Origin of the sequence: Streptomyces sp. MspMP-M5, assembly GCF_000373585.1 — a bacterium.
Taxonomy (GTDB): Bacteria; Actinomycetota; Actinomycetes; order Streptomycetales; family Streptomycetaceae; genus Streptomyces.
In genome coordinates this window covers 131,774-152,711 of record NZ_KB891940.1, presented here as the reverse complement: position 1 = coordinate 152,711, position 20,938 = coordinate 131,774, and the positions used below count along the sequence as shown (strand labels likewise).

Below are 20,938 nucleotides of genomic sequence, written 5' to 3'. Positions count from 1 at the left end.
GCTGCAACCCATCAATGTGCGATAGCAAACCAGGGGCCGCGTGCCCGCCCCCGGTACGCACGAAACCCCGGTCGCCCTTGGGGCAACCGGGGTCCATACGAACTGGGCTTGCTGTGCGTGTGGTCTCACACACCCGAACCTGCGGGCACGGAGTCGGTCGCCTCCGTCCACAGATCCTGCTCGGCGCGATCCGCCTGGATCTGGCGGTACACGAGGAGCCCGCCGATGGCGGCCAGTGCGACCAGGAGAAGCTTCTTCACCGCGCGACCTCGTCTTTCGTTGACGTAGGGGACCCTATGTCGGCCGATGATACACACCGGCCGATACCGATCGGTTATCTAGGCCGTACTCGGCAACACCCCGTCCGGAGGTGCCCGAAGGCCCCAACTCCCGCCCCTTCACAACGAATCACGACCGGCGGCGGTTCCCCGTCCGCCGAAAGTCCTCGGGCGGCAAAAGCATCGGCCCGGCCGGAGGATTCTCCGGCCGGGCCGACTGCGCGGTGCGGCTACCAGGACTTGAACCTGGGGCCTCTTCCTTATCAGGGAAGCGCTCTAACCGTCTGAGCTATAGCCGCTCGTTCGCTGCACCGAAAGATTAGCGCACTTCAGAGGCGTTCCCAAAATCGGTTCCCCAGGCCCTGGGAACGCCCTCTGCCGCCGCCCCTCACGGGGCGCTCACTCGTCCTCCGCGAGGGTCAGCTCCACCCCGCCGACGAAGCCCGCCGACAGGTTGTAGATGAAGGAGCCGAGGGTGGCCAGCGCGGTCGCCAGCACCACGTCGATCACCGCGATGACCGAGGTGAACAGCAGCACCCGCGGCAGCGAGAGGAACGACTGGAGATCGAAGCCACCGCCCTCGGCGGAGCCGGTCGCCTCGCTGATGGTCTTGCCGACGGTGGAGAAGACGCCCATCGCGTCCATCACCATCCACAGCACCGCCACCGCCACCACCGTGCAGATGCCCAGCGCGATGGACAGCAGGAAGCTCACCTTCATCACCGACCACGGATCGGTGCGTGCCACCCGGAGCCGGGCCTTGCGCGTCCGCGGGGCCGTGCTCGCGCCCGTACGCGGCTTGCGCACCGCCTGGGCGGCTCCGGCCCCGTCGCCGTCCGTGCGGTACGCCTGGGGCGGCTGGTAGGGCTGCTGTGCGCCGCCCTGCGGCTGGGGCTGGGGTTGCGGCTGTCGGGTGTTGCTCACGGTTCCCCCCTCATGGGCGCCCTCGTCCCGGGTGCCGTCGGACGCGACGGAGCCACGGGCGCTGCGCTCCTTCTCGGTTGCGGGATCCGCCGGGGAGTCCTGACCGACTCCCGCGTCTCCCGTCGCAGCGCCCGTGGCTCCACTCACGACCTACTCCTCGTGCTACTCCGCCGCGGGCTGCTCACCCTCGGCTGCGGTGGCCCCGGACTCCTCGGGCGCGTCGGTCTCCTCGGGCGCGTCCGGCCCGTCGACCTCCTCGGCCTCGCGGCCGGCCTCGGCGTTCCGCGCGATGCCGACGACGGCATCTCGCTTGCCCAGGTTGATCAGTTGGACGCCCATGGTGTCACGGCCGGTCTCCCGGACCTCGTTGACCCGCGTACGGATCACGCCACCGCCGAGCGTGATCGCGAGGATCTCGTCGGTCTCCTCGACGATCAGCGCGCCGACCAGCGAACCCCGGTCCTCGACGATCTTGGCGGCCTTGATGCCGAGGCCGCCGCGGCCCTGGACGCGGTACTCGTCGACCGCGGTGCGCTTGGCGTAGCCGCCGTCGGTCGCGGTGAAGACGTAGGTGTCCGCCCGGACCACGTTCAGCGAGAGGAGTTCGTCGCCCTCGCGGAAGCTCATGCCCTTCACACCGGAGGTGGCCCGGCCCATCGGGCGCAGCGCCTCGTCGGTCGCGGTGAAGCGGATCGACTGCGCCTTCCGGCTGATCAGCAGCAGGTCGTCGGACTCCGAGACCAGCTCGGCGCCGATCAGCTCGTCGTCGGAGCCGTCCTGCTGCTCGCGCAGGTTGATCGCGATCACACCGCCGGAGCGGGGCGAGTCGTAGTCCTTGAGCGGGGTCTTCTTGACCAGGCCGGCCTTGGTGGCGAGGACGAGGTACGGCGCCGCCTCGTAGTCGCGGATCGCCAGGATCTGCGCGATCTGCTCGTCCGGCTGGAAGGCCAGGAGGTTGGCCACGTGCTGGCCGCGGGCATCCCGTCCGGCGTCCGGGAGCTCGTACGCCTTGGCGCGGTAGACCCGGCCCTTGTTGGTGAAGAACAGCAGCCAGTGGTGGGTGGTGGAGACGAAGAAGTGGTCGACGATGTCGTCTTCCTTGAGCTTGGTGCCCCGTACGCCCTTGCCGCCGCGCTTCTGCGAGCGGTAGTCGTCGGTCTTCGTCCGCTTCACATAGCCGCCACGGGTGATGGTGACGACGATGTCCTCTTCGGCGATCAGGTCCTCGATGGACATGTCGCCCTCGAAGGGCACCAGCTTGCTGCGCCGGTCGTCGCCGAACTTCTCGACGATCGCGGCCAGTTCCTCGCTGATGATCTGGCGCTGCCGCTCGGGGGAGGCCAGGATCGCGTTGTACTCGCTGATCTTCCGCTGGAGCTCGTCGTGCTCGGCGGTGATCTTCTGGCGCTCCAGGGCGGCCAGCCGGCGGAGCTGCATCTCCAGGATCGCGTTGGCCTGGATCTCGTCGATCCGCAGCAGGCCCATCAGGCCCTCGCGGGCCACCTCGACCGTGTCGCTGCGCCGGATCAGCGCGATGACCTCGTCGATCGCGTCCAGGGCCTTGAGCAGACCGCGCAGGATGTGGGCGCGCTCCTCGGCCTTGCGCAGCCGGAACTTCGTCCGGCGGACGATGACCTCGACCTGGTGCGTGACCCAGTTGCGGATGAAGGCGTCGAGGGAGAGGGTGCGCGGCACGCCGTCGACCAGCGCGAGCATGTTCGCGCCGAAGTTGGTCTGCAGATCGGTGTGCTTGTAGAGGTTGTTGAGGACGACCTTGGCGACCGCGTCCCGCTTGAGGACGATGACCAGCCGCTGGCCGGTGCGCGAGGAGGTCTCGTCGCGGACGTCCGCGATGCCGCCGATCCTGCCGTCCTTGACGAGGTCGGCGATCTTCTGCGCGAGGTTGTCCGGGTTGACCTGATAGGGGAGTTCGGTGACCACCAGGCACTGGCGGTTCTGGATCTCCTCGACCTCGACGACCGCGCGCATCGTGATGGAGCCGCGGCCGGTGCGGTACGCCTCCTCGATGCCCTTGCGGCCCACCACCAGCGCGCCGGTGGGGAAGTCGGGGCCCTTGATCCGCTCGATCAGCGCGTCCAGCAGCTCCTCGCTGGACGCCTCGGGGTGCGCCAGCGCCCACTGCGCGCCCTCGGCGACCTCGCGGAGGTTGTGCGGCGGGATGTTGGTGGCCATGCCGACCGCGATACCGGCCGAGCCGTTGATCAGCAGGTTGGGGAAGCGGGCCGGCAGGACCGTCGGCTCCTGGTTGCGGCCGTCGTAGTTGTCCTGGAAGTCGACGGTCTCCTCGTCGATGTCCCGGAGCATCTCCATCGACAGCGGCGCCATCTTGCACTCGGTGTACCGCATGGCCGCGGCCGGGTCGTTGCCCGGGGAGCCGAAGTTGCCGTTGGAGTCGACCAGCGGCATCCGCATCGACCACGGCTGGGCCAGGCGGACCAGCGCGTCGTAGATGGAGGTGTCACCGTGCGGGTGGTAGGTGCCCATGACGTCGCCGACGACGCGGGCGCACTTGTAGAAGCCCTTCTCGGGGCGGTAGCCGCCGTCGTACATCGCGTAGAGCACGCGGCGGTGCACCGGCTTGAGGCCGTCGCGGACGTCGGGCAGCGCACGCGAGACGATGACGGACATCGCGTAGTCGAGGTAGGAGCGCTGCATCTCCGTTTCGAGCCCGACGGGCTCGACGCGCATTCCGACGCCTTCGATGGCGGCGGGCGCGCCCTCGGCGGTCACGCCGTCCGGGGTCACAGGGGGGTTCTCGTCGGCCATGGTGGTTCAAAGTCCTTTCGAGCTGCGGCTGTTGTGCGGGCCGACAGGGCTCAGATGTCGAGGAAGCGGACGTCCTTGGCGTTGCGCTGGATGAACGAGCGGCGCGCCTCGACGTCCTCGCCCATGAGGACGGAGAACAGGTCGTCCGCGCGGGCCGCGTCGTCCAGCGAGACCTGGCCGAGCACCCGGTGGTCGGCGTCCATGGTCGTCACGCGCAGCTCCTCGGCGTTCATCTCGCCGAGACCCTTGAACCGCTGGATGGAGTCCTCGCGGATCCGCTTGCCGTTCTGCTTGCCGCGCTCGATCAGCGCATCCCGCTCCGGGTCGGAGTAGGCGTACTCGAAGTCGTCCCGGCCCCACTTGATCTTGTACAGCGGGGGGCGGGAGAGGTAGACGTGGCCGGCCTCGACCAGCGGGCGCATGAAGCGGAAGAGGAAGGTCAGCAGCAGGGTGTTGATGTGCTGGCCGTCGACGTCGGCGTCCGCCATCAAGATGATCTTGTGGTAGCGGAGCTTCTCGATGTCGAAGTCCTCGTGCACGCCGGTGCCGAAGGCCGAGATCAGCGCCTGGACCTCGTTGTTCTGCAGGATCTTGTCGACCCGGGCCTTCTCGACGTTGAGGATCTTGCCGCGGATCGGGAGGATCGCCTGGTACTCCGGGTTGCGGCCGGACTTGGCCGAGCCGCCGGCGGAGTCACCCTCGACGATGAAGATCTCGCACTTGGTGGGGTCGTTGGACTGGCAGTCGCTCAGCTTGCCGGGCAGCGACGCCGTCTCCAGCAGGCCCTTGCGGCGGGTCAGGTCGCGCGCCTTGCGGGCCGCGACCCGGGCGGTGGCCGCCTGGATGCCCTTGCGGACGATGTCCGCGGCCTCGTTGGGGTTGCGGTCCAGCCAGTCGTTGAGGTGCTCGTGGACGACCTTCTGGACGAAGGTCTTGACCTCGGTGTTGCCCAGCTTGGTCTTGGTCTGGCCCTCGAACTGCGGCTCGGAGAGCTTGACCGAGATGATCGCGGTCAGACCCTCGCGGATGTCCTCGCCGGTGAGGTTGTCGTCCTTCTCGCGCAGCAGCTTCTTCTCGCGCGCGTAACGGTTGATCAGGCCCGTCAGCGCGGCGCGGAAGCCCTCCTCGTGGGTGCCGCCCTCGTGCGTGTGGATGATGTTCGCGAAGCTGTAGACACCCTCGCTGTACTGGGTGTTCCACTGCATCGCGAGGTCGAGGGAGAGCAGCCGCTCCTTGTCCTCGGCCTCGACGGAGACGACCGTCGGGTGGACCAGCTCCCCCTTGCGGGAGTTGAGGTACTTCACGAAGTCGACGATGCCGCCCTCGTAGTGGTACCGCACCGAGAGCGGGTTGCCCTCTTCGTCCACGTGGTCCGGGCGCTCGTCCTTGAGCGAGATGGTCAGGCCCTTGTTGAGGAAGGCCATCTCCTGGAAGCGCCGCGACAGCGTCTCGAAGCTGTAGGTGGTGGTCTCGAAGATCTCGCCGTCGGCCCAGAACGTGACCGAGGTGCCGTGCTTGTCGGTCGCCTCGTGCTTGGCCAGCGGGGCGGTGGGCACGCCCTGCTTGTACTCCTGGGTCCAGCGGTAGCCGTCCGTGTGGATCTCGACCGCGACGCGGGTCGACAGGGCGTTCACCACCGACACGCCCACGCCGTGCAGACCACCGGAGACCGCGTAGCCGCCGCCGCCGAACTTGCCGCCGGCGTGCAGGACGGTCAGCACGACCTCGACGGCCGGCTTGTTCTCGGACGGCACGATGCCGACGGGGATACCGCGGCCGTTGTCCACGACCCGGACCCCGCCGTCGGCCAGGATCGTCACGTCGATGGTGTCGGCGTGCCCGGCGAGCGCCTCGTCGACGGAGTTGTCGACGACCTCCTGCACCAGGTGGTGCAGACCGCGCTCGCCCGTGGAGCCGATGTACATACCAGGGCGCTTACGGACCGCGTCCAGGCCCTCGAGGACGGTGATCGCGCTGGCGTCGTACGACTTCTCCACCGAGGAATCGCCCACGGCGCCGGCCGAACCCCCCTCTTCGCTAGAAGCCATGTTGTTCTCGTTGAGGTCGCCGGAGTCGGCCACGAAGCGCCCTTTCTGGCACAGCACGAGCCCTTCCGCACCTGTTGCGATCTCCCCGCGAAAGACAGGTGGGAGCGGCTCGTCGTTCGACTTGTTCCGCGAGTGGGCGGGATTGCTACCAGTCTACCGGTAGCGCCGACACTCATGGGGGTTTGCAGGTGCCTGAGTCGTCATGTGCCGCCCTGAACTGACGTCCGCCGACTCCCCATATGCGAGACGGGGCCTCAGGACGCTCACGCGGGCACTCAGCGCTTCGGGATGTCAACCGGCGGCGACCATGAGCGGAGTCTCATACGTCACACGGGTTTACAGGGCTCGTACAGGAGTGCGCCGTTTCACGTGAAACGGCCCGTGACCGGCCAAGACAGCGCGAGGGGGCGGTGTTTCACGTGAAACACCGCCCCCTCCACAGCGCCGCCCCGCCGCGCGGGAGCGCTCAGCCGTAGGTGTCGCCGGGACCCTTGCTGCCCGGCGCGCGCAGCGGTCCGTACCGGCGGCCGGGGCCGCCCGGCCCCAGCACCTTGATCATTTTGACCGTGCCATGGCCCAGGTCCGCGTTGAGGCGGGCCACCAGCTGCGGGGCCAGCAGCCGCAGCTGCGTCGCCCAGGCCGTCGAGTCGCACTGGACCGTCAGCACACGGGCGTCCTCGTCGTACTTCTGCGGCTCGCAGTGCTGGGCCACCTCGGGCCCCACCATCTGCGGCCAGCGGCCCATCACCCCGCCGACCGCCGCCGGTGTCTCCCAGCCGCGCTCCGTGATCAGACGGTTGATCGCGGCGCCCAGCGGCAGCGGGTCCCGGCCGTCGGCCCGAGCACCCGAGCGCAGCCCTCCGCGCCGGGCCTGCTTCTTCTGCTGCGCGGCGGCGCCCCGGGCACGTGCCTGCTCCTTGGCGGCCACCAGCGCCTGACGGGCCAGGTCCACACCGGACAGCTCCGGGGTCCTCGGCCGCTCCGGCTGCGGTTCGCTCACCGCTCCACCCTTTCCACCGTGCCGCCGGAGACCGCGTACCGCGCTCCGGCCAGAACTCCCGGCACATCGTCGTCCACGGCCGCCGTCACCAGGACCTGCTCGCCCGGCGCCACCAGCTCCGCCAGCCGCTCCCGGCGCCGGGTGTCCAGCTCGGCAAAGACGTCGTCGAGGATCAGCACCGGCTCATTGCCCTCCGCGCGCAACAGCTCGTACGACGCCAGCCGCAGCGCCAGCGCGTACGACCAGGACTCGCCGTGGCTGGCGTAGCCCTTCGCCGGCAGCTGACCGAGCTTCAGCAGCAGATCGTCCCGGTGCGGCCCGACCAGCGTCACCCCGCGCTCGATCTCGTTCCGGCGGGCCTCGCCGAGCGCGGCGAGCAGCACGCCGTACAGCTCCTCGCGGTTGCCGGCGGCCGGCACCTCGCCCGCGGAGCCGCGGTACTCCAGCCCCAACGGCCCGCCGCCGGGCGCCAGTTGCTCGTATGCCTTGTCCGCCAGCGGCCGCAGCGCGGCGATCAGGTCGAACCGCTGGGCGAGGAGTTCGGCGCCGGCGCGGGCCAGGTGCTGGTCCCACACGTCCAGCGTCGACAGGTCGGCCCCCACGCTCGAATCCGCTCGCGCGGGAGGTGCCCCCCTCCGCCCACCGTGCCGCCGGGCCAGCGCCGCCGTCTTCAGCAGGGTGTTGCGCTGCTTGAGGACGCGGTCGTAGTCCGAGCGGACCCCGGCCATCCGGGGCGAGCGGGTGGTGATCAGCTCGTCCAGGAAGCGCCGGCGCTCGCCGGGGTCGCCCTTGACCAGCGCCAGGTCCTCCGGCGCGAACAGCACCGTCCGCACGATCCCCAGCACGTCACGCGGTCTGACCTGCGACGATCTATTGATCCTGGCGCGGTTCGCCTTGCCGGGGTTGAGCTCCAGCTCCACCAGCTGCTGCCGCTCGCCCTGGACGACCGCGGCCCGGACGATCGCGCGGTCCGCGCCCATCCGCACCAGCGGCGCGTCCGAGGAGACCCGGTGGCTGCCGAGCGTGGCGAGATACCCCACCGCCTCGACCAGATTCGTCTTGCCCTGCCCGTTGGGCCCCACGAACGCCGTGACGCCCGGGTCGAGCGGGACCTCGACCCGGGCGTACGAGCGGAAGTCGGCAAGCGACAGATGCGATACGTGCATGGCTACGCGCCGACCTCCCCGGCTGCTCCAGCTGGTTGTGCTTACTTCTTGTTCTCGACCGCGTGGCCGCCGAACTGGTTGCGCAGCGCGGCGATCATCTTCATCTGCGGGGAGTCGTCCTGGCGGGACGCGAAGCGGGCGAAGAGCGACGCCGTGATCGCCGGCAGCGGCACAGCGTTGTCGATCGCGGCCTCGACCGTCCAGCGGCCCTCGCCGGAGTCCTGGGCGTACCCGCGCAGCTTGTCCAGGTGCTCGTCCTCGTCGAGGGCGTTGACCGCGAGGTCCAGCAGCCAGGAACGGATGACCGTGCCCTCCTGCCAGGAGCGGAAGACCTCGCGCACGTCGGTGACCGAGTCGACCTTCTCCAGCAGCTCCCAGCCCTCGGCGTACGCCTGCATCATCGCGTACTCGATGCCGTTGTGGACCATCTTCGCGAAGTGGCCCGCGCCCACCTTGCCGGCGTGCACGGAGCCGAACTCGCCCTCGGGCTTGAGGGCGTCGAAGATCGGCTGCACCTTGGCGACATCGTCCTTGTCGCCGCCGTACATCAGCGCGTAGCCGTTCTCCAGGCCCCAGACGCCGCCGGAGACGCCGCAGTCCACGAAGCCGATGCCCTTGGCGGACAGTTCCGCGGCGTGCTTCTCGTCCTCGGTCCAGCGGGAGTTGCCGCCGTCCACGACGAGGTCACCGGGCGAGAGCAGCTCGGCCAGCTCGTCGATCGTCGACTGGGTGGCGCCGCCGGCCGGGACCATGACCCAGACCACCCGGGGGCCCTGGAGCCTGTCCACAAGCTCCTTGAGGCTGCCCACATCGGCCAGGTCGGGGTTGCGGTCGTATCCGATGACGGTGTGGCCGGCGCGGCGAATGCGCTCGCGCATGTTGCCGCCCATCTTGCCGAGACCGACGAGACCGAGCTCCATCAGAGACCCTCTTTGCACGTAGTCGTTGCTGTTCGTACCCGAGTCCGAGCCTACGCCCGAGGGCCCGTGCACAGCTGTGGGCTCAGCCGCTCATCGGGGCCCGTCAGCCGGTCGCCGCAAGAGCCCCGGCGACGGCCGGGGCCCGGTCGGTACGACAGCCGTCCGCCGGCGTCAGCCCGACAGGCGCACGGGCATGATCAGGTACTTGTAGGCGTCGTCGGCCTCGGCGTCCTTGGCCGGGCGGCCGCTGAGCAGCGCGGGCTTGGTCGAGGTCGTGAACGACAGCTGGGCCACCGGAGAGTCGATCGCCGACAGGCCCTCCAGCAGGAAGCCGGGGTTGAAGGCGATCGAGATGTCGTCGCCGTCCAGATCGGCGTCGACCCTCTCCACAGCCTGTGCATCGTCGCTGGAGCCGGCCTCCAGGATCAGCACGCCCTGCTCGAAGCTCAGCCGCACCGGGGTGTTCCGCTCGGCGACCAGCGCCACACGCTTGACGGCCTCGACGAACGGGGCGGTCTCGATCACGGCGACGGAGTTGAACTCGGTGGGGAAGAGCGTCCGGTACTTCGGCAGGTCGCCCTCGAGCAGACGGGTCGTGGTCCGCCGGCCGGCGCCCTCGAAACCGATCAGGCCCTCGCCCTGGCCGGAGCCGGACAGCGCCAGGGTGACGGTGTCGCCGCCACTCAGGGACTTGGCGGTGTCCAGCAGCGTCTTCGCGGGGACCAGGGCGACCGCGGAGGCGTCCGGGCTCTCCGGCTTCCACAGGAACTCGCGGACCGCGAAGCGGTAACGGTCGGTCGAGGCCAGGGTGACGGTGTCGCCCTCGATCTCGATCCGCACACCGGTGAGCACCGGGAGCGTGTCGTCACGGCCGGCGGCGATGGCCACCTGGGCGGCGGCCGCGGCGAAGACCTCGCCGGAGACGGTGCCGGTGGCGGTGGGCATCGCCGGCAGGGACGGGTACTCCTCCACAGGCAGGGTGTGGAGGGTGAAGCGGGAGGAGCCGCACACCACGGTCACGCGTACACCGTCGGTGGAAATCTCCACCGGGCGGTTGGGGAGGGCCCGGCAGATGTCGGCGAGCAGCCGGCCGGAGACGAGGACGGTGCCCTCTTCTTCCACCTCCGCGTCCACCGAGACCCGCGCGGAGACCTCGTAGTCGAAGCCGGAGAGGCTCAGTGCGCCTTCGTCGGCCTTCAGCAGCAGGCCCGCGAGGACGGGCACCGGCGGACGGGCCGGGAGGCTCTTGGCCGCCCAGGCCACTGCCTCCGCGAGTACATCGCGCTCCACCCGGATCTTCACCGGAAACCGCCTCCTGCTGTTGCTGGCTCTCGCCCTGCTGGCTCTTCGTCGTCGGCTGAGTTGCCGGAGACCAGTCTGACGCACGCCACCGACAGTCGGTGCGGCTCGGGGTCAAGTCGGGCCGACCGGAGCGGCGGGCTCCGGAGCCCGGTTGTGCACAGGGCCCGATTCCGAACGAGTTCCCCGGTAGATATCCGTGGTCGTAGTAGTAGGCCCTGTGGAAACCGTGGACAACTGACTTTGCGCAGGTCAACGCCGATTTTTTGTCCACCGCGCCTGTGGGTGGCAGCCGTGGATAAGCGGGCTCGGCTGTGGACCGGGCGAAGTTCTGCACACCCCATGCACAGGGCGGAGGCACTTCTCCCCAGTGCCGTCCCCAGGTTTACCCACGTTCCCCACAGCCCAACCCACCACCTTGGTGTGACCGCTTTCACTCGGCGCGGTGAGGGGCGGTGTCGCGTTGCCGAACAGTGGACAGCGGTGTGGAGAAGCCGGCGATCACTGGGGACAACGGCCTCCAGCCTGTGGGCGGCCGGTGGACAAGTCGTCGACTCGCCTGTGGATGGATCTTTTGTCCACAGGCTGTGGATTGCGGTTGGCCACAAATCCACACGCGGTTGACCTCGTCCGATGGTCCGTCAGCACACCGGCCTGTGGATCTCACAGGGATAACTTTCCCCTCCCCAGGTTGTGGACGGAAGATTCTTGCCCAATCTGTGGAGAGAGGCCGTGACCTCGCCGGGAATCGAACAGAGCCGACGCTCTCCACAGGTTCGGGACGGCGGTGGACGGCGCCCACGCCCCCGCGACCGGCCGCCGCACCGGCCCGGAAAGCCGCTCCGCCCGGCCTGCGCCGGACCCGTCGACGTGCCGCAGGGCGGTTCCGGGAGCGCTCCGCGGCCGAGAACGACTCAGGGCGCCCCGGGAGCGGGTCCCGGGGCGCCCTGATGGCGACGGCGGCCGGCGGCGGGCCGCCTCAGCCGTTCTTGATGCGGTTGGTCAGCTCGGTGACCTGGTTGTAGATGGAGCGCCGCTCGGCCATCAGCGCGCGGATCTTGCGGTCGGCGTGCATCACCGTCGTGTGGTCGCGGCCACCGAACTGCGCGCCGATCTTCGGCAGCGAGAGATCGGTGAGCTCCCGGCACAGGTACATCGCGATCTGGCGGGCCGTCACCAGCACCCGGCTGCGCGAGGAGCCGCACAGGTCGTCCACGGTCAGCCCGAAGTAGTCGGCGGTCGAGGCCATGATCGCGGTCGCGGTGATCTCCGGCGCGGTGTCCTCACCGCCGGGGATCAGGTCCTTCAGCACGATCTCGGTGAGCCCGAGGTCCACCGGCTGCCGGTTGAGCGAGGCGAACGCGGTGACCCGGATCAGCGCGCCCTCCAGCTCGCGGATGTTGCGCGAGATCCGGGACGCGATGAACTCCAGCACCTCCGGCGGCGCGTTCAGCTGCTCCTGCACCGCCTTCTTGCGGAGGATCGCGATCCGGGTCTCCAGCTCCGGCGGCTGGACGTCCGTGATCAGCCCCCACTCGAAGCGGTTGCGCAGCCGGTCCTCCAGGGTGACCAGCTGCTTGGGCGGCCGGTCGCTGGAGAGCACGATCTGCTTGTTGGCGTTGTGCAGGGTGTTGAAGGTGTGGAAGAACTCCTCCTGCGTCGACTCCTTGCTCGCCAGGAACTGGATGTCGTCGACGAGCAGGATGTCCATGTCCCGATAGCGCTTGCGGAACGCGTCCGCCTTGCCGTCGCGGATGGAGTTGATGAACTCGTTGGTGAACTCCTCCGAGCTCACGTACCGCACCCGGGTGCCGGGATAGAGACTGCGGGCGTAGTGCCCGATGGCATGCAGCAGGTGGGTCTTGCCCAGGCCCGACTCCCCGTAGATGAAGAGGGGGTTGTACGCCTTGGCCGGCGCCTCGGCGACCGCCACCGCCGCGGCGTGCGCGAAGCGGTTGGAGGCACCGATGACGAAGGTGTCGAAGAGGTACTTCGGGTTCAGTCGCGCGGTCGGTTCGCCGGGGCCGGTCGCCGGCGCGGGCTGCGCGGCGAGCGGGCCGGGGGCGCCGCTGGGCGGTGGCGGCGGCGAACCGGGACCGCCCGGACGGCCGCCGGGACCGGGGGGCGGCAGGTCCGGGAGCTCACGGCGCTGCTGCTCATACGGGGAGCGCGGGCCGTCCGAGGGCCGCGGCCCGCTGCGGTCGGGCCCCTGTGCCCGGTAGTCGTTCTGGTGCTGCTGGAGATGCGGGGGCGGCGAGGAGCCGTAGGGCTCGCGCCACTGTTCCGTGGTCGTCTCGCGGTCGGGGTAGCCGCCGAGCTGCTGTTGCTGCCAGCCGCCGTACTCCTCGCGCGGGCCGACCGCGTCGGTGCGGGAGTGCTGCGGCCAGGCGCCGGGCTCGTGGCGCGGTTGCGGGTAGTCGGGGTAGGCGGGGCGGACGCTGGGCAGGTCGTCGCCCTGGTGCCCGTAACCCTGGCGGGAGTCGTGCCGCCCGTCGTAGCCGTCGTACGCGTCGTGCTGCGGCGGCTGGTGCTGCTGGTGCTGGGGGTGCTGCTGCGGGGGTGCGGGCGGCTGGGCCGCGGGCTCCTCGGAGGAGTCGTCGACGGTGATCGCGATCCGGATCGGCCGTCCGCACTCATGGCTGAGCGCCTCCCCGATCAGCGGCGCGAGCCGGCCCTCGAGCACGCCCTTGGCGAACTCGTTGGGGACGGCGAGCAGCGCGGTGTCCGCGACCAGCGCCAGGGGCTGGGTGCGCTTGAGCCAGTCCTGGTCCTTGGGCTTGAGGCCGTCGGCGTCGGCCCGCAAGAGGTGATCGAGTACGCGTGGCCACACTGCGGCAAGATCGGCAGGTACATCAGCCACAGGGCACGCTCTCTCACAGTCCCACGAATGTGTGATTCTCAGGACGGGCGGGAAGGAAATGGAGTTCAGCCACGGTAGTCAGGGCGGGCCTGGGGATTCAAGTTGTTGTCCACAGGCTGTGCATAGTGTGTCCTGGCAGGGGCTCTCCGCACCGTCCGGGAGCTGGTTTGACCGGATGGCGTAGCCCCGCGTACCGTGACCAGGTCGAGTTGTCGATGGCTGCTGCCGCCTGCCTCCGATGGGCAAAGATCGCGCTCTCGTGGTCGTGTAGCGGTGCACTCGGGCGTGGCGAGCTACTCGTGGGCGCACGGTGACAGCCAGTCGACGCCCCACACATCTGTCTTTCCGAGACAGCAAGATTTCTGGAGCCCCCGAGTGAGCAAGCGCACCTTCCAGCCGAACAACCGCCGTCGCGCGAAGACCCACGGCTTCCGTCTGCGCATGCGGACCCGTGCCGGCCGCGCGATTCTCGCGTCGCGCCGCAGCAAGGGTCGCGCCCGCCTGTCGGCCTGAGCAGCCCGACCTAGGTCCATGACGTGCTGCCTACCGAAAATCGGCTGAGGCGGCGCGAGGACTTCGCGACCGCGGTACGCCGGGGACGCAGGGCTGGTCGCCCGCTCCTTGTCGTGCATTGTCGTAGCGGTGCAACGGACCCGCACGCAGCGGGGGAAAGTGTTCCCCCGGCGCGTGCGGGTTTCGTCGTGAGCAAGGCGGTTGGCGCCGCGGTCGTCCGCAACAAGGTCAAGCGGAGACTGCGCCATCTCGTGCGCGATCGGCTGGACCGGCTGCCCGCCGGTAGCCTGGTTGTCGTACGGGCCCTGCCCGGCGCGGGCACGGCGGAGTACGACCAGCTGGCCCGCGACCTGGACGCCGCCTTGGCGCGGCTGCTGGGAGGGGCGCCGAAAGGCTGCAATCCCACCGGGGCGGTGACCGACGGCGGGTGCGCCGCCGGCCCCGGGAAACCCGGACGGGACCCGGGAGGGAGCGCACAGTGAAGTACCCGCTGCTGCTTTTGATCAAGATCTACCAGTGGACCATCAGCCCCTTGCTGGGCCCGGTCTGCAAGTACTACCCGTCGTGTTCGCACTATGGCTACACGGCCATCGACCGGCACGGCGCAGTGAAGGGGACTGCGCTTACCGCCTGGCGCATCCTGCGGTGCAATCCGTGGTCGCTCGGTGGCGTCGACCACGTCCCTCCCCGGAAGCGTCCGGTTTGGCATCAGCGGCTGAGGAGCCGCCTGGGCGGGCCCACCGTCCCTGAGCCTGTCGCCCAGCCCGAGACTCAGCCCAACGCCCAAGGAGCCTGATTCGTGGACACGATCCTCAGTCCCCTTTATTACGCAGTGTCCTGGATCATCGTCCAGTTCCACTCGTTCTACAGCTTGATCTTCGATCCGAACAGTGGCGCGGCGTGGGGCCTGGCCATCGTCTCGCTGGTGGTGCTGATCCGCATCTGCCTGATCCCGCTCTTTGTGAAGCAGATCAAGTCGACGCGGAACATGCAGGCGCTCCAGCCGAAGATGAAGGCGATCCAGGAGCGCTACAAGAGCGACAAGCAGCGCCAGTCCGAAGAGATGATGAAGCTCTACAAGGAGTCGGGCACCAACCCGCTCTCGAGCTGTCTCCCGATCCTGGCGCAGTCCCCGTTCTTCATCTCCCTGTACCAGGTCCTCAGCCACATCGCGCAGAACAAGACCGTCGGCTTCATCGACCCGACGCTGCTGGCGAGCGCGCAGAAGGCGCACATCTTCGGTGCCCCGCTCGCGGCGAAGTTCATGGACACCGCGGCGAAGATCCAGAGCCTGGGCGCCTCGGTGACCGATGTCCGCGTGGTCACGGTCATCATGATCATCCTGATGTCGGCGTCGCAGTTCTACACCCAGCGCCAGCTGATGACGAAGAACGTCGACCTGACGGTGAAGACGCCGTTCATGCAGCAGCAGAAGATGCTGATGTACGTCTTCCCGGTCATGTTCGCCGTCTTCGGCATCAACTTCCCCGTCGGTGTCCTCGTGTACTGGCTGACCACCAACGTGTGGACCATGGGTCAGCAGATGTACGTGATCCGCCGTAACCCCACCCCGGGCAGCAAGGCGTACACCGAGCGTCAGGAGCGGCTGCGCGCCCAGGGCAAGATCGTCGAAAGCCCCGCCGAGGTCGCGGCGAAGAAGGCCGCCGAGGAGGCGCGCCAGAACCGCCAGCAGCCCAAGCGGCAGACGAAGGCCAAGCGACAGTCCGGCGCTCCCGCGCCGGCCGGGGCCGCGCAGAACCGCACCCGGGCGAGTTCATCGGCGTCGAAGAGCACCGACGAGCAGGAAGCCAAGGGCAAGGGTGGTACGCCCGCCAAGGACGGCGACGCCTCAGGATCCCGTAACACCAAGTCCGGGCAGCGCAAGGGCCAGCAGCGCCCCAAGCACCCGTCCAAGAAGTAAGAAGGAGTCCTTACGTGACGGACACGACCCCTGGCACCAAGGGCGCCGACACCCTGTCCCGCCTGGAGCAGGAAGGCGAGATCGCGGCCGACTACCTCGAAGGTCTGCTGGACATCGCGGACCTCGACGGTGACATCGACATGGACGTGGAGGCGGACCGCGCCTCGGTGTCGATCATCGGTGACTCGGACAGCCGTGATCTGCAGAAGCTGGTCGGCCGGGACGGTGAGGTGCTGGAGGCGCTCCAGGAGCTGACGCGACTGGCGGTGCACCGCGAGACCGGTGACCGCAGTCGTCTGATGCTGGACGTCGCCGGCTTCCGGGCGCAGAAGCGCGAGGAGCTTGCGAAGGTCGGCGCGAGCGCGGCGGAGGAAGCCAAGAGCACCGGTCAGCCGGTGAAGCTCGACCCGATGACGCCGTTCGAGCGCAAGGTCGTGCACGACGCGGTGGCCGCGGCCGGGCTCCGGAGCGAGTCCGAGGGCGAGGAGCCGCAGCGCCGCGTGGTGGTCCTCCCGGCCTGACGCTTCGCGCTCGGTTTTTCTTTGGCCCCGTCTGCTCGCAGGCGGGGCCAAAACTTGTCAGCCTTCTGTGTTATCCCCGGTCGTAACGCCGGGTTCCCGGCAGGAAAAGCAGTCCAGAGGAAGGGCGGTTCCCGTGACGGAGGCATCAGCGGAGCTCCCTCCCGCGCCGAAAGCGGCGCAGGAGGTTTTCGGCGAGCGCTTTGCGGAGGCCGTGCGGTACGGCGAACTGCTCGCCGACGTGGGCGTGAAGCGCGGGCTGATCGGGCCGCGCGAGGTGCCGCGGCTGTGGGAGCGGCACCTGCTGAACTGCGCGGTGCTCTCCGAGGTGGTCCCGGAGGGCGTCTCGGTGTGCGACGTGGGGTCGGGCGCTGGGCTGCCCGGCATTCCGCTGGCGCTGGTGCGCCCGGATCTCAAGATCACGCTGCTGGAGCCGCTGCTGCGGCGGACGAACTTCCTCCAGGAGGTCGTCGAGCTGCTCGGGCTGGATCACGTCACGGTCGTGCGGGGGCGTGCGGAAGAGGTCATGGGCAAGCTTCCGCAGGTGCATGTGGTGACCGCGCGGGCCGTCGCGCCGCTCGATCGGCTGGCCGGTTGGGGAGTGCCGCTGCTGCGTCCCTACGGAGAGATGCTGGCGCTCAAGGGAGACACCGCGGAGGAGGAGCTCAAGGCGGCCAGGGCCGCGCTGAGCAAGCTCGGCGTGGTGGACACGTCGGTCCTGCATGTTGGCGAGGGCGTGGTGGATCCGCCGTCGACCGTGGTGCGTGTCGAGGTGGGCGAGAGCCCCGGTGGGGTGCGCTTTGCCGCGAAGCGGGCGAAAGCGGCGCGCACCAGCCGGCCGTCGAGGGGGCGCCGACGCTGACCGCCCTGCGGGAGAATTCCGGCCTGTTTCTCTAGGGCGGGCAAAAAGGTCCGCTGAAGAGCGGATAGGGCGAATTCCGCAGGCGCTACAAAAAGCCACAAGACGGAGTGTCGCGGCTTAATCGGACGCGGCGCTGGCATCGTGTTTCACGTGAAACGTCGTTCTCTGCTGCAAGGGATCATCAGCCGCGGTCGTGCGGCTGCCGAGCCGCACGACAGGAAACCCACACGGGTCACGAAAGTATCCACAGAAGCGGGTTCATCCACAGGAGAACGGACCTCACTGGTTCGCGATGCCGAAAGCATGGCAGGCTCTCACCATTGTGAGCCTGATGTCGAGGAGAGTGAATCCTTGCGGTCCGACGCCAACATCGCGGGACCGATGACCGATCCGGTCCCCGGTCCCCGCAACGAGTCGTTCGGGGACGACGTTTCACGTGAAACGCCCCCCCTGATGGACAACACACCGGTAGGTCGCGCAGCGCAGCTGGCGGTAGGCGCGATGGGCCGCGCAGGCGAGGGGCTGCCCCGTCCTGAGGAGACCCGGGTCATCGTGGTCGCCAATCAGAAGGGCGGGGTCGGTAAGACCACCACCACCGTGAACCTCGCGGCTTCGCTGGCCCTGCACGGAGCCCGGGTGCTGGTGATCGACCTCGACCCGCAGGGCAATGCGTCGACGGCCCTGGGGATCGACCATCACGCCGAAGTGCCGTCCATCTATGACGTGCTGGTCGAGAGCAAGCCACTCGCCGACGTCGTGCAGCCGGTGGTGGAGGTGGAGGGGCTCTTCTGCGCCCCCGCCACCATTGACCTGGCCGGTGCCGAGATCGAGCTGGTCTCGCTGGTGGCACGCGAAAGCCGGCTGGACCGCGCCATCCAGGCGTATGAACAGCCGCTGGACTACATCCTCATCGACTGCCCGCCCTCGCTCGGCCTGCTGACCGTCAATGCGCTGGTCGCCGGCGCCGAAGTGCTGATTCCGATCCAGTGCGAGTACTACGCGCTGGAGGGCCTGGGGCAGTTGCTGCGGAACGTCGAGCTGGTGCGTGGGCATCTCAACACCAAGCTCCATGTCTCGACGATCCTGCTCACCATGTACGACGGACGTACCCGCCTGGCCTCGCAGGTCGCCGATGAGGTGCGCAGCCACTTCGGCAAGGAAGTGCTCCGGACGAGCATCCCCCGCTCGGTACGCATCTCGGAGGCACCCAGCTATGGCCAGACGGTGCTCACCTATGACCCGGGATCCAGTGGCGCGCTCTCGTATCTCGAAGCGGCCAGAGAGATTGCGCTGCGGGGGGTTTCGCAGTCCGGGGAGCAGGGCCTGAGTGTGAACTACCAAGCACAGCACAGCATCTCGGAGGGGACTCAGTGAGTGAACGACGTAGAGGGCTGGGCCGCGGGCTCGGTGCGCTGATCCCCGCGGCACCGCAGGGCACGGATCCGTCCGCGCCGGCGGTGGGAAGGGGGTCGACGTCGCCGTCGTCCGTACCGGTTCTGGCTCCTGACCGAGGAGTGGCGGCCGCCAAGGTGGCTTCGCTGCCGACACCCGGTGTTTCACGTGAAACACCGGGCGAGGCGGAGAGCACGGGTGGTGTCCCGGCAGAGGTGGCCGGTGCGCACTTCGCCGAGGTGCCGCTGGACGCGGTCCGGCCGAACCCGCGGCAGCCGCGAGAGGTCTTCGACGAGGACGCCCTCGCCGAACTGGTCACGTCCATCAAGGAGGTGGGCCTGCTCCAGCCGGTGGTGGTTCGCCAGACGGCACCGGAGCGCTATGAGCTCATCATGGGTGAGCGGCGCTGGCGGGCCTGCCGAGAAGCCGGCCTGGAGAAGATCCCCGCGATTGTGCGGGCCACGGAAGACGAGCGACTGCTGCTCGACGCGCTTCTGGAGAATCTGCACCGGGCGCAGCTGAACCCGCTGGAAGAGGCCGCTGCCTACGACCAGTTGCTGCAGGACTTCAAGTGCACGCACGACGAGCTGGCCGACCGGATCGGGCGTTCGCGTCCCCAGGTCACCAACACACTGCGGCTGCTGAAGCTCTCGCCGTCCGTACAGAAGCGGGTCGCGGCGGGGGTGCTCTCCGCCGGGCATGCCCGGGCGCTGCTCTCTGTGGAAGACCATGAGGAGCAGGACAACCTGGCGCGCCGGATCGTGGCGGAGGGGCTGTCGGTCCGTTCGGTCGAAGAGATCGTGACGCTCATGGGGGCCGGCCCCAAGAGTGCCGGCACGGCGAAGAAGCCCCGGGCGGGCGCTCGGGTCTCCCCCGCGCTCACCGGTCTCGCCTCCCGTCTGTCCGACCGATTCGAAACCCGGGTGAAGGTCGATCTTGGCCAGAAGAAGGGAAAGATCGTCGTCGAGTTCGCCTCGATGGAAGACCTGGAGCGGATTCTGGGAACCCTGGCTCCGGGTGAGGGCCCCGTCCTGGGAAAGAAGCCCGACGAGGACAGCGACGAAGAACGGTGAGCTGACGTTTGCGGCTCGTGGGCGGGGCGTGTTCTGGAACAGATACCGGAACACGCCCCGCCCTTTGCTTTCTGGCAGTACCCGTGCCCGTAACGGGTGGATACGATGCGATCGGGTATGGCACGCATCCACGCGGAGACCTCATATCGAGGAGAGGGCCATGCGATCAGTGAGCCGCACCGGACTGCTGGCAGCAGGCTTCGGGCTTGCAGCCCTCGGAGGATTCGTTGGTGGTCTGCTCAGGGAGCAGGCGGCGCTGAGGGCGCTGCGCGGTGCGGCAGGCGAGGGAAGCGAGGACCTGGTTCCATGGGCCGTCGGCTCGTACCGCTCACACTGGACAACCTTCCAGATCTCCCCAAGCGCTGCCGCTCCTGCGTGTTCTGGGAGCTCGACCCCGTCAGTGGCGAAACCGCGGTAAAAGCGGGGCGTCCCGAGCTGGAGAAGGAAGCCTGGATCTCGGCGGTCCTGCTGGAGTGGGGATCCTGTGGGCGCGTTGTCTATGTCGACGATGTGCCGGCCGGCTTCGTCATGTACGCCCCGCCTGCGTATGTCCCGCGCTCGACGGCTTTTCCCACCAGCCCGGTGTCGCCGGATGCGGTGCAGTTGCTGACGGCGTGGCTGACTCCTGGTTTCCAGGGGCAGGGGCTGGGCCGGGTGATGGTCCAGACAGTGGCGAAGGATCTCATCCAGCGCGGCTTCAAGGCCATCGAGGCGTTCGGCGATGCCCGCTGGACCGAGCCGGCGTGTGTGCTGCCCGCCGAGCACCTTCTGGCGGTGGGCTTCAAGACAGTCCGCCCGCATCCACGTTTTCCGCGGCTGCGCCTTGAACTGCGGACCACGATCTCGTGGAAGGAAGACGTGGAGCTTGCGCTGGACCGTCTGCTGGGAGCCGTTCAGAAGGAGCCCGCGCTCCGGCCGTTGTGAGACGGACCGCCGCCATGTTTCACGTGAAACATGGCCGAGTGTTTCACGTGAAACAGGCCCGCCCCCACGAAGGGAGCGGGCCATGTTTCACGTGAAACGTGACGGCGTGCCTCAGGCGAGGAAGTCCGAGAGGTCCTTCTCGATGCCGGCCTTCGGCTTGGCACCGACGATGGTCTTCACGACCTCGCCGCCCATGTAGACGTTCATGGTCGGGATCGACATGACGCCGTACTTGGCGGTGGTAGCGGGGTTCTCGTCGGTGTTCAGCTTCGCAATGACGATCTCGTCATGCTCGGCGGCAATGGCCTCCAGGGACGGGGCAATCTGACGGCACGGGCCGCACCAGGTGGCCCAGAAGTCCACGAGGACGGGCTTGTCGCTCTTGAGGACGACCTCTTCGAAATTGGCGTCCGTGACGGTCACCGTGGCGCCGGCCATGGCAATCTCCTTATT

The 20,938-nt window shown here is 68.7% G+C and carries 18 protein-coding genes, 1 tRNA gene and 1 pseudogene; 9 read left to right on the top strand and 11 right to left on the bottom strand.

The features are described 5' to 3' along the window. Window positions 1-125 precede the first annotated feature (125 nt). The 10 genes from B073_RS48495 to dnaA form a co-directional block, all read right to left on the bottom strand. Window positions 126-260 (bottom strand): DLW-39 family protein, encoded by a 135-nt coding sequence (locus tag B073_RS48495; protein ID WP_003958712.1) that lies wholly within the window; start codon window positions 258-260, stop codon window positions 126-128. Window positions 261-503: 243 nt separating this feature from the next. After that, window positions 504-577 (bottom strand) — tRNA-Ile (locus tag B073_RS0134815). A gap of 100 nt (window positions 578-677) precedes the next feature. Continuing rightward, on the bottom strand, window positions 678-1,349 hold the full coding sequence (locus B073_RS0134810) for a DUF3566 domain-containing protein (RefSeq protein WP_018542691.1): 672 nt from the start codon (window positions 1,347-1,349) through the stop codon (window positions 678-680). A 15-nt stretch (window positions 1,350-1,364) separates the two neighbouring features. Continuing rightward, a complete protein-coding gene (gene gyrA / locus B073_RS0134805) occupies window positions 1,365-3,989 on the bottom strand; it encodes a DNA gyrase subunit A (RefSeq protein WP_018542690.1) in 2,625 nt (874 codons plus the stop codon). Between the two features lie 50 nt (window positions 3,990-4,039). Further along, complete coding sequence (gene gyrB, locus B073_RS0134800) at window positions 4,040-6,094, bottom strand: DNA topoisomerase (ATP-hydrolyzing) subunit B (protein WP_018542689.1); 2,055 nt, start codon at window positions 6,092-6,094, stop codon at window positions 4,040-4,042. A gap of 409 nt (window positions 6,095-6,503) precedes the next feature. Beyond that, a complete protein-coding gene (locus B073_RS0134795; RefSeq protein WP_018542688.1) occupies window positions 6,504-7,037 on the bottom strand; it encodes a DUF721 domain-containing protein in 534 nt (177 codons plus the stop codon). Continuing rightward, window positions 7,034-8,203: a DNA replication/repair protein RecF gene (gene recF, locus B073_RS0134790; protein ID WP_018542687.1), complete on the bottom strand. Its 1,170-nt coding sequence runs from the start codon at window positions 8,201-8,203 to the stop codon at window positions 7,034-7,036. Before recF ends, B073_RS0134795 begins: the two co-directional genes overlap by 4 nt. A 41-nt stretch (window positions 8,204-8,244) precedes the next feature. Further along, window positions 8,245-9,123: a phosphogluconate dehydrogenase (NAD(+)-dependent, decarboxylating) gene (gene gnd, locus B073_RS0134785; protein ID WP_026248012.1), complete on the bottom strand. Its 879-nt coding sequence runs from the start codon at window positions 9,121-9,123 to the stop codon at window positions 8,245-8,247. 171 nt (window positions 9,124-9,294) lie between these two features. Next, window positions 9,295-10,425 (bottom strand): DNA polymerase III subunit beta, encoded by a 1,131-nt coding sequence (gene dnaN / locus B073_RS0134780; protein WP_018542685.1) that lies wholly within the window; start codon window positions 10,423-10,425, stop codon window positions 9,295-9,297. A 976-nt stretch (window positions 10,426-11,401) separates the two neighbouring features. Further along, window positions 11,402-13,282, bottom strand: coding sequence for a chromosomal replication initiator protein DnaA (gene dnaA / locus B073_RS0134775; protein ID WP_078508322.1), 1,881 nt, complete (start codon window positions 13,280-13,282; stop codon window positions 11,402-11,404). A gap of 375 nt (window positions 13,283-13,657) precedes the next feature. Here dnaA and rpmH point away from each other — a divergent pair, with 375 nt between their 5' ends. The 9 genes and pseudogenes from rpmH to B073_RS0134730 all read left to right on the top strand — a co-directional run bounded on the left by rpmH (window position 13,658) and on the right by B073_RS0134730 (window position 20,485). Beyond that, on the top strand, window positions 13,658-13,795 hold the full coding sequence (rpmH, locus tag B073_RS0134770; protein WP_003956500.1) for a 50S ribosomal protein L34: 138 nt from the start codon (window positions 13,658-13,660) through the stop codon (window positions 13,793-13,795). A 23-nt stretch (window positions 13,796-13,818) separates the two neighbouring features. After that, window positions 13,819-14,187: pseudogene (rnpA, locus tag B073_RS0134765) on the top strand (ribonuclease P protein component); the annotation flags it as partial. A gap of 86 nt (window positions 14,188-14,273) precedes the next feature. Further along, on the top strand, window positions 14,274-14,591 hold the full coding sequence (gene yidD / locus B073_RS0134760; RefSeq protein ID WP_006604423.1) for a membrane protein insertion efficiency factor YidD: 318 nt from the start codon (window positions 14,274-14,276) through the stop codon (window positions 14,589-14,591). Between the two features lie 3 nt (window positions 14,592-14,594). After that, a complete protein-coding gene (yidC, locus tag B073_RS0134755) occupies window positions 14,595-15,716 on the top strand; it encodes a membrane protein insertase YidC (protein WP_018542682.1) in 1,122 nt (373 codons plus the stop codon). A gap of 14 nt (window positions 15,717-15,730) precedes the next feature. Continuing rightward, window positions 15,731-16,237, top strand: a complete 507-nt coding sequence (locus tag B073_RS0134750; RefSeq protein WP_018542681.1) for a protein jag — start codon at window positions 15,731-15,733, stop codon at window positions 16,235-16,237. 133 nt (window positions 16,238-16,370) lie between these two features. Beyond that, window positions 16,371-17,096, top strand: coding sequence for a 16S rRNA (guanine(527)-N(7))-methyltransferase RsmG (gene rsmG, locus B073_RS0134745; protein ID WP_026248009.1), 726 nt, complete (start codon window positions 16,371-16,373; stop codon window positions 17,094-17,096). Window positions 17,097-17,399: 303 nt separating this feature from the next. Then, complete coding sequence (locus tag B073_RS0134740; RefSeq protein ID WP_078508319.1) at window positions 17,400-18,470, top strand: ParA family protein; 1,071 nt, start codon at window positions 17,400-17,402, stop codon at window positions 18,468-18,470. Next, window positions 18,467-19,561 (top strand): ParB/RepB/Spo0J family partition protein, encoded by a 1,095-nt coding sequence (locus B073_RS0134735; protein ID WP_078508317.1) that lies wholly within the window; start codon window positions 18,467-18,469, stop codon window positions 19,559-19,561. Before B073_RS0134740 ends, B073_RS0134735 begins: the two co-directional genes overlap by 4 nt. Before the next feature lie 306 nt (window positions 19,562-19,867). Continuing rightward, the gene (locus B073_RS0134730) at window positions 19,868-20,485 is read left to right on the top strand and encodes a GNAT family N-acetyltransferase (RefSeq protein ID WP_018542677.1); all 618 of its coding nucleotides are present in this window, start codon (window positions 19,868-19,870) and stop codon (window positions 20,483-20,485) included. Window positions 20,486-20,596: 111 nt separating this feature from the next. Here the strand turns inward: B073_RS0134730 and trxA are convergent, their stop codons facing one another. Continuing rightward, window positions 20,597-20,923, bottom strand: coding sequence for a thioredoxin (gene trxA, locus B073_RS0134725; protein WP_018542676.1), 327 nt, complete (start codon window positions 20,921-20,923; stop codon window positions 20,597-20,599). Window positions 20,924-20,938: the final 15 nt, after the last annotated feature.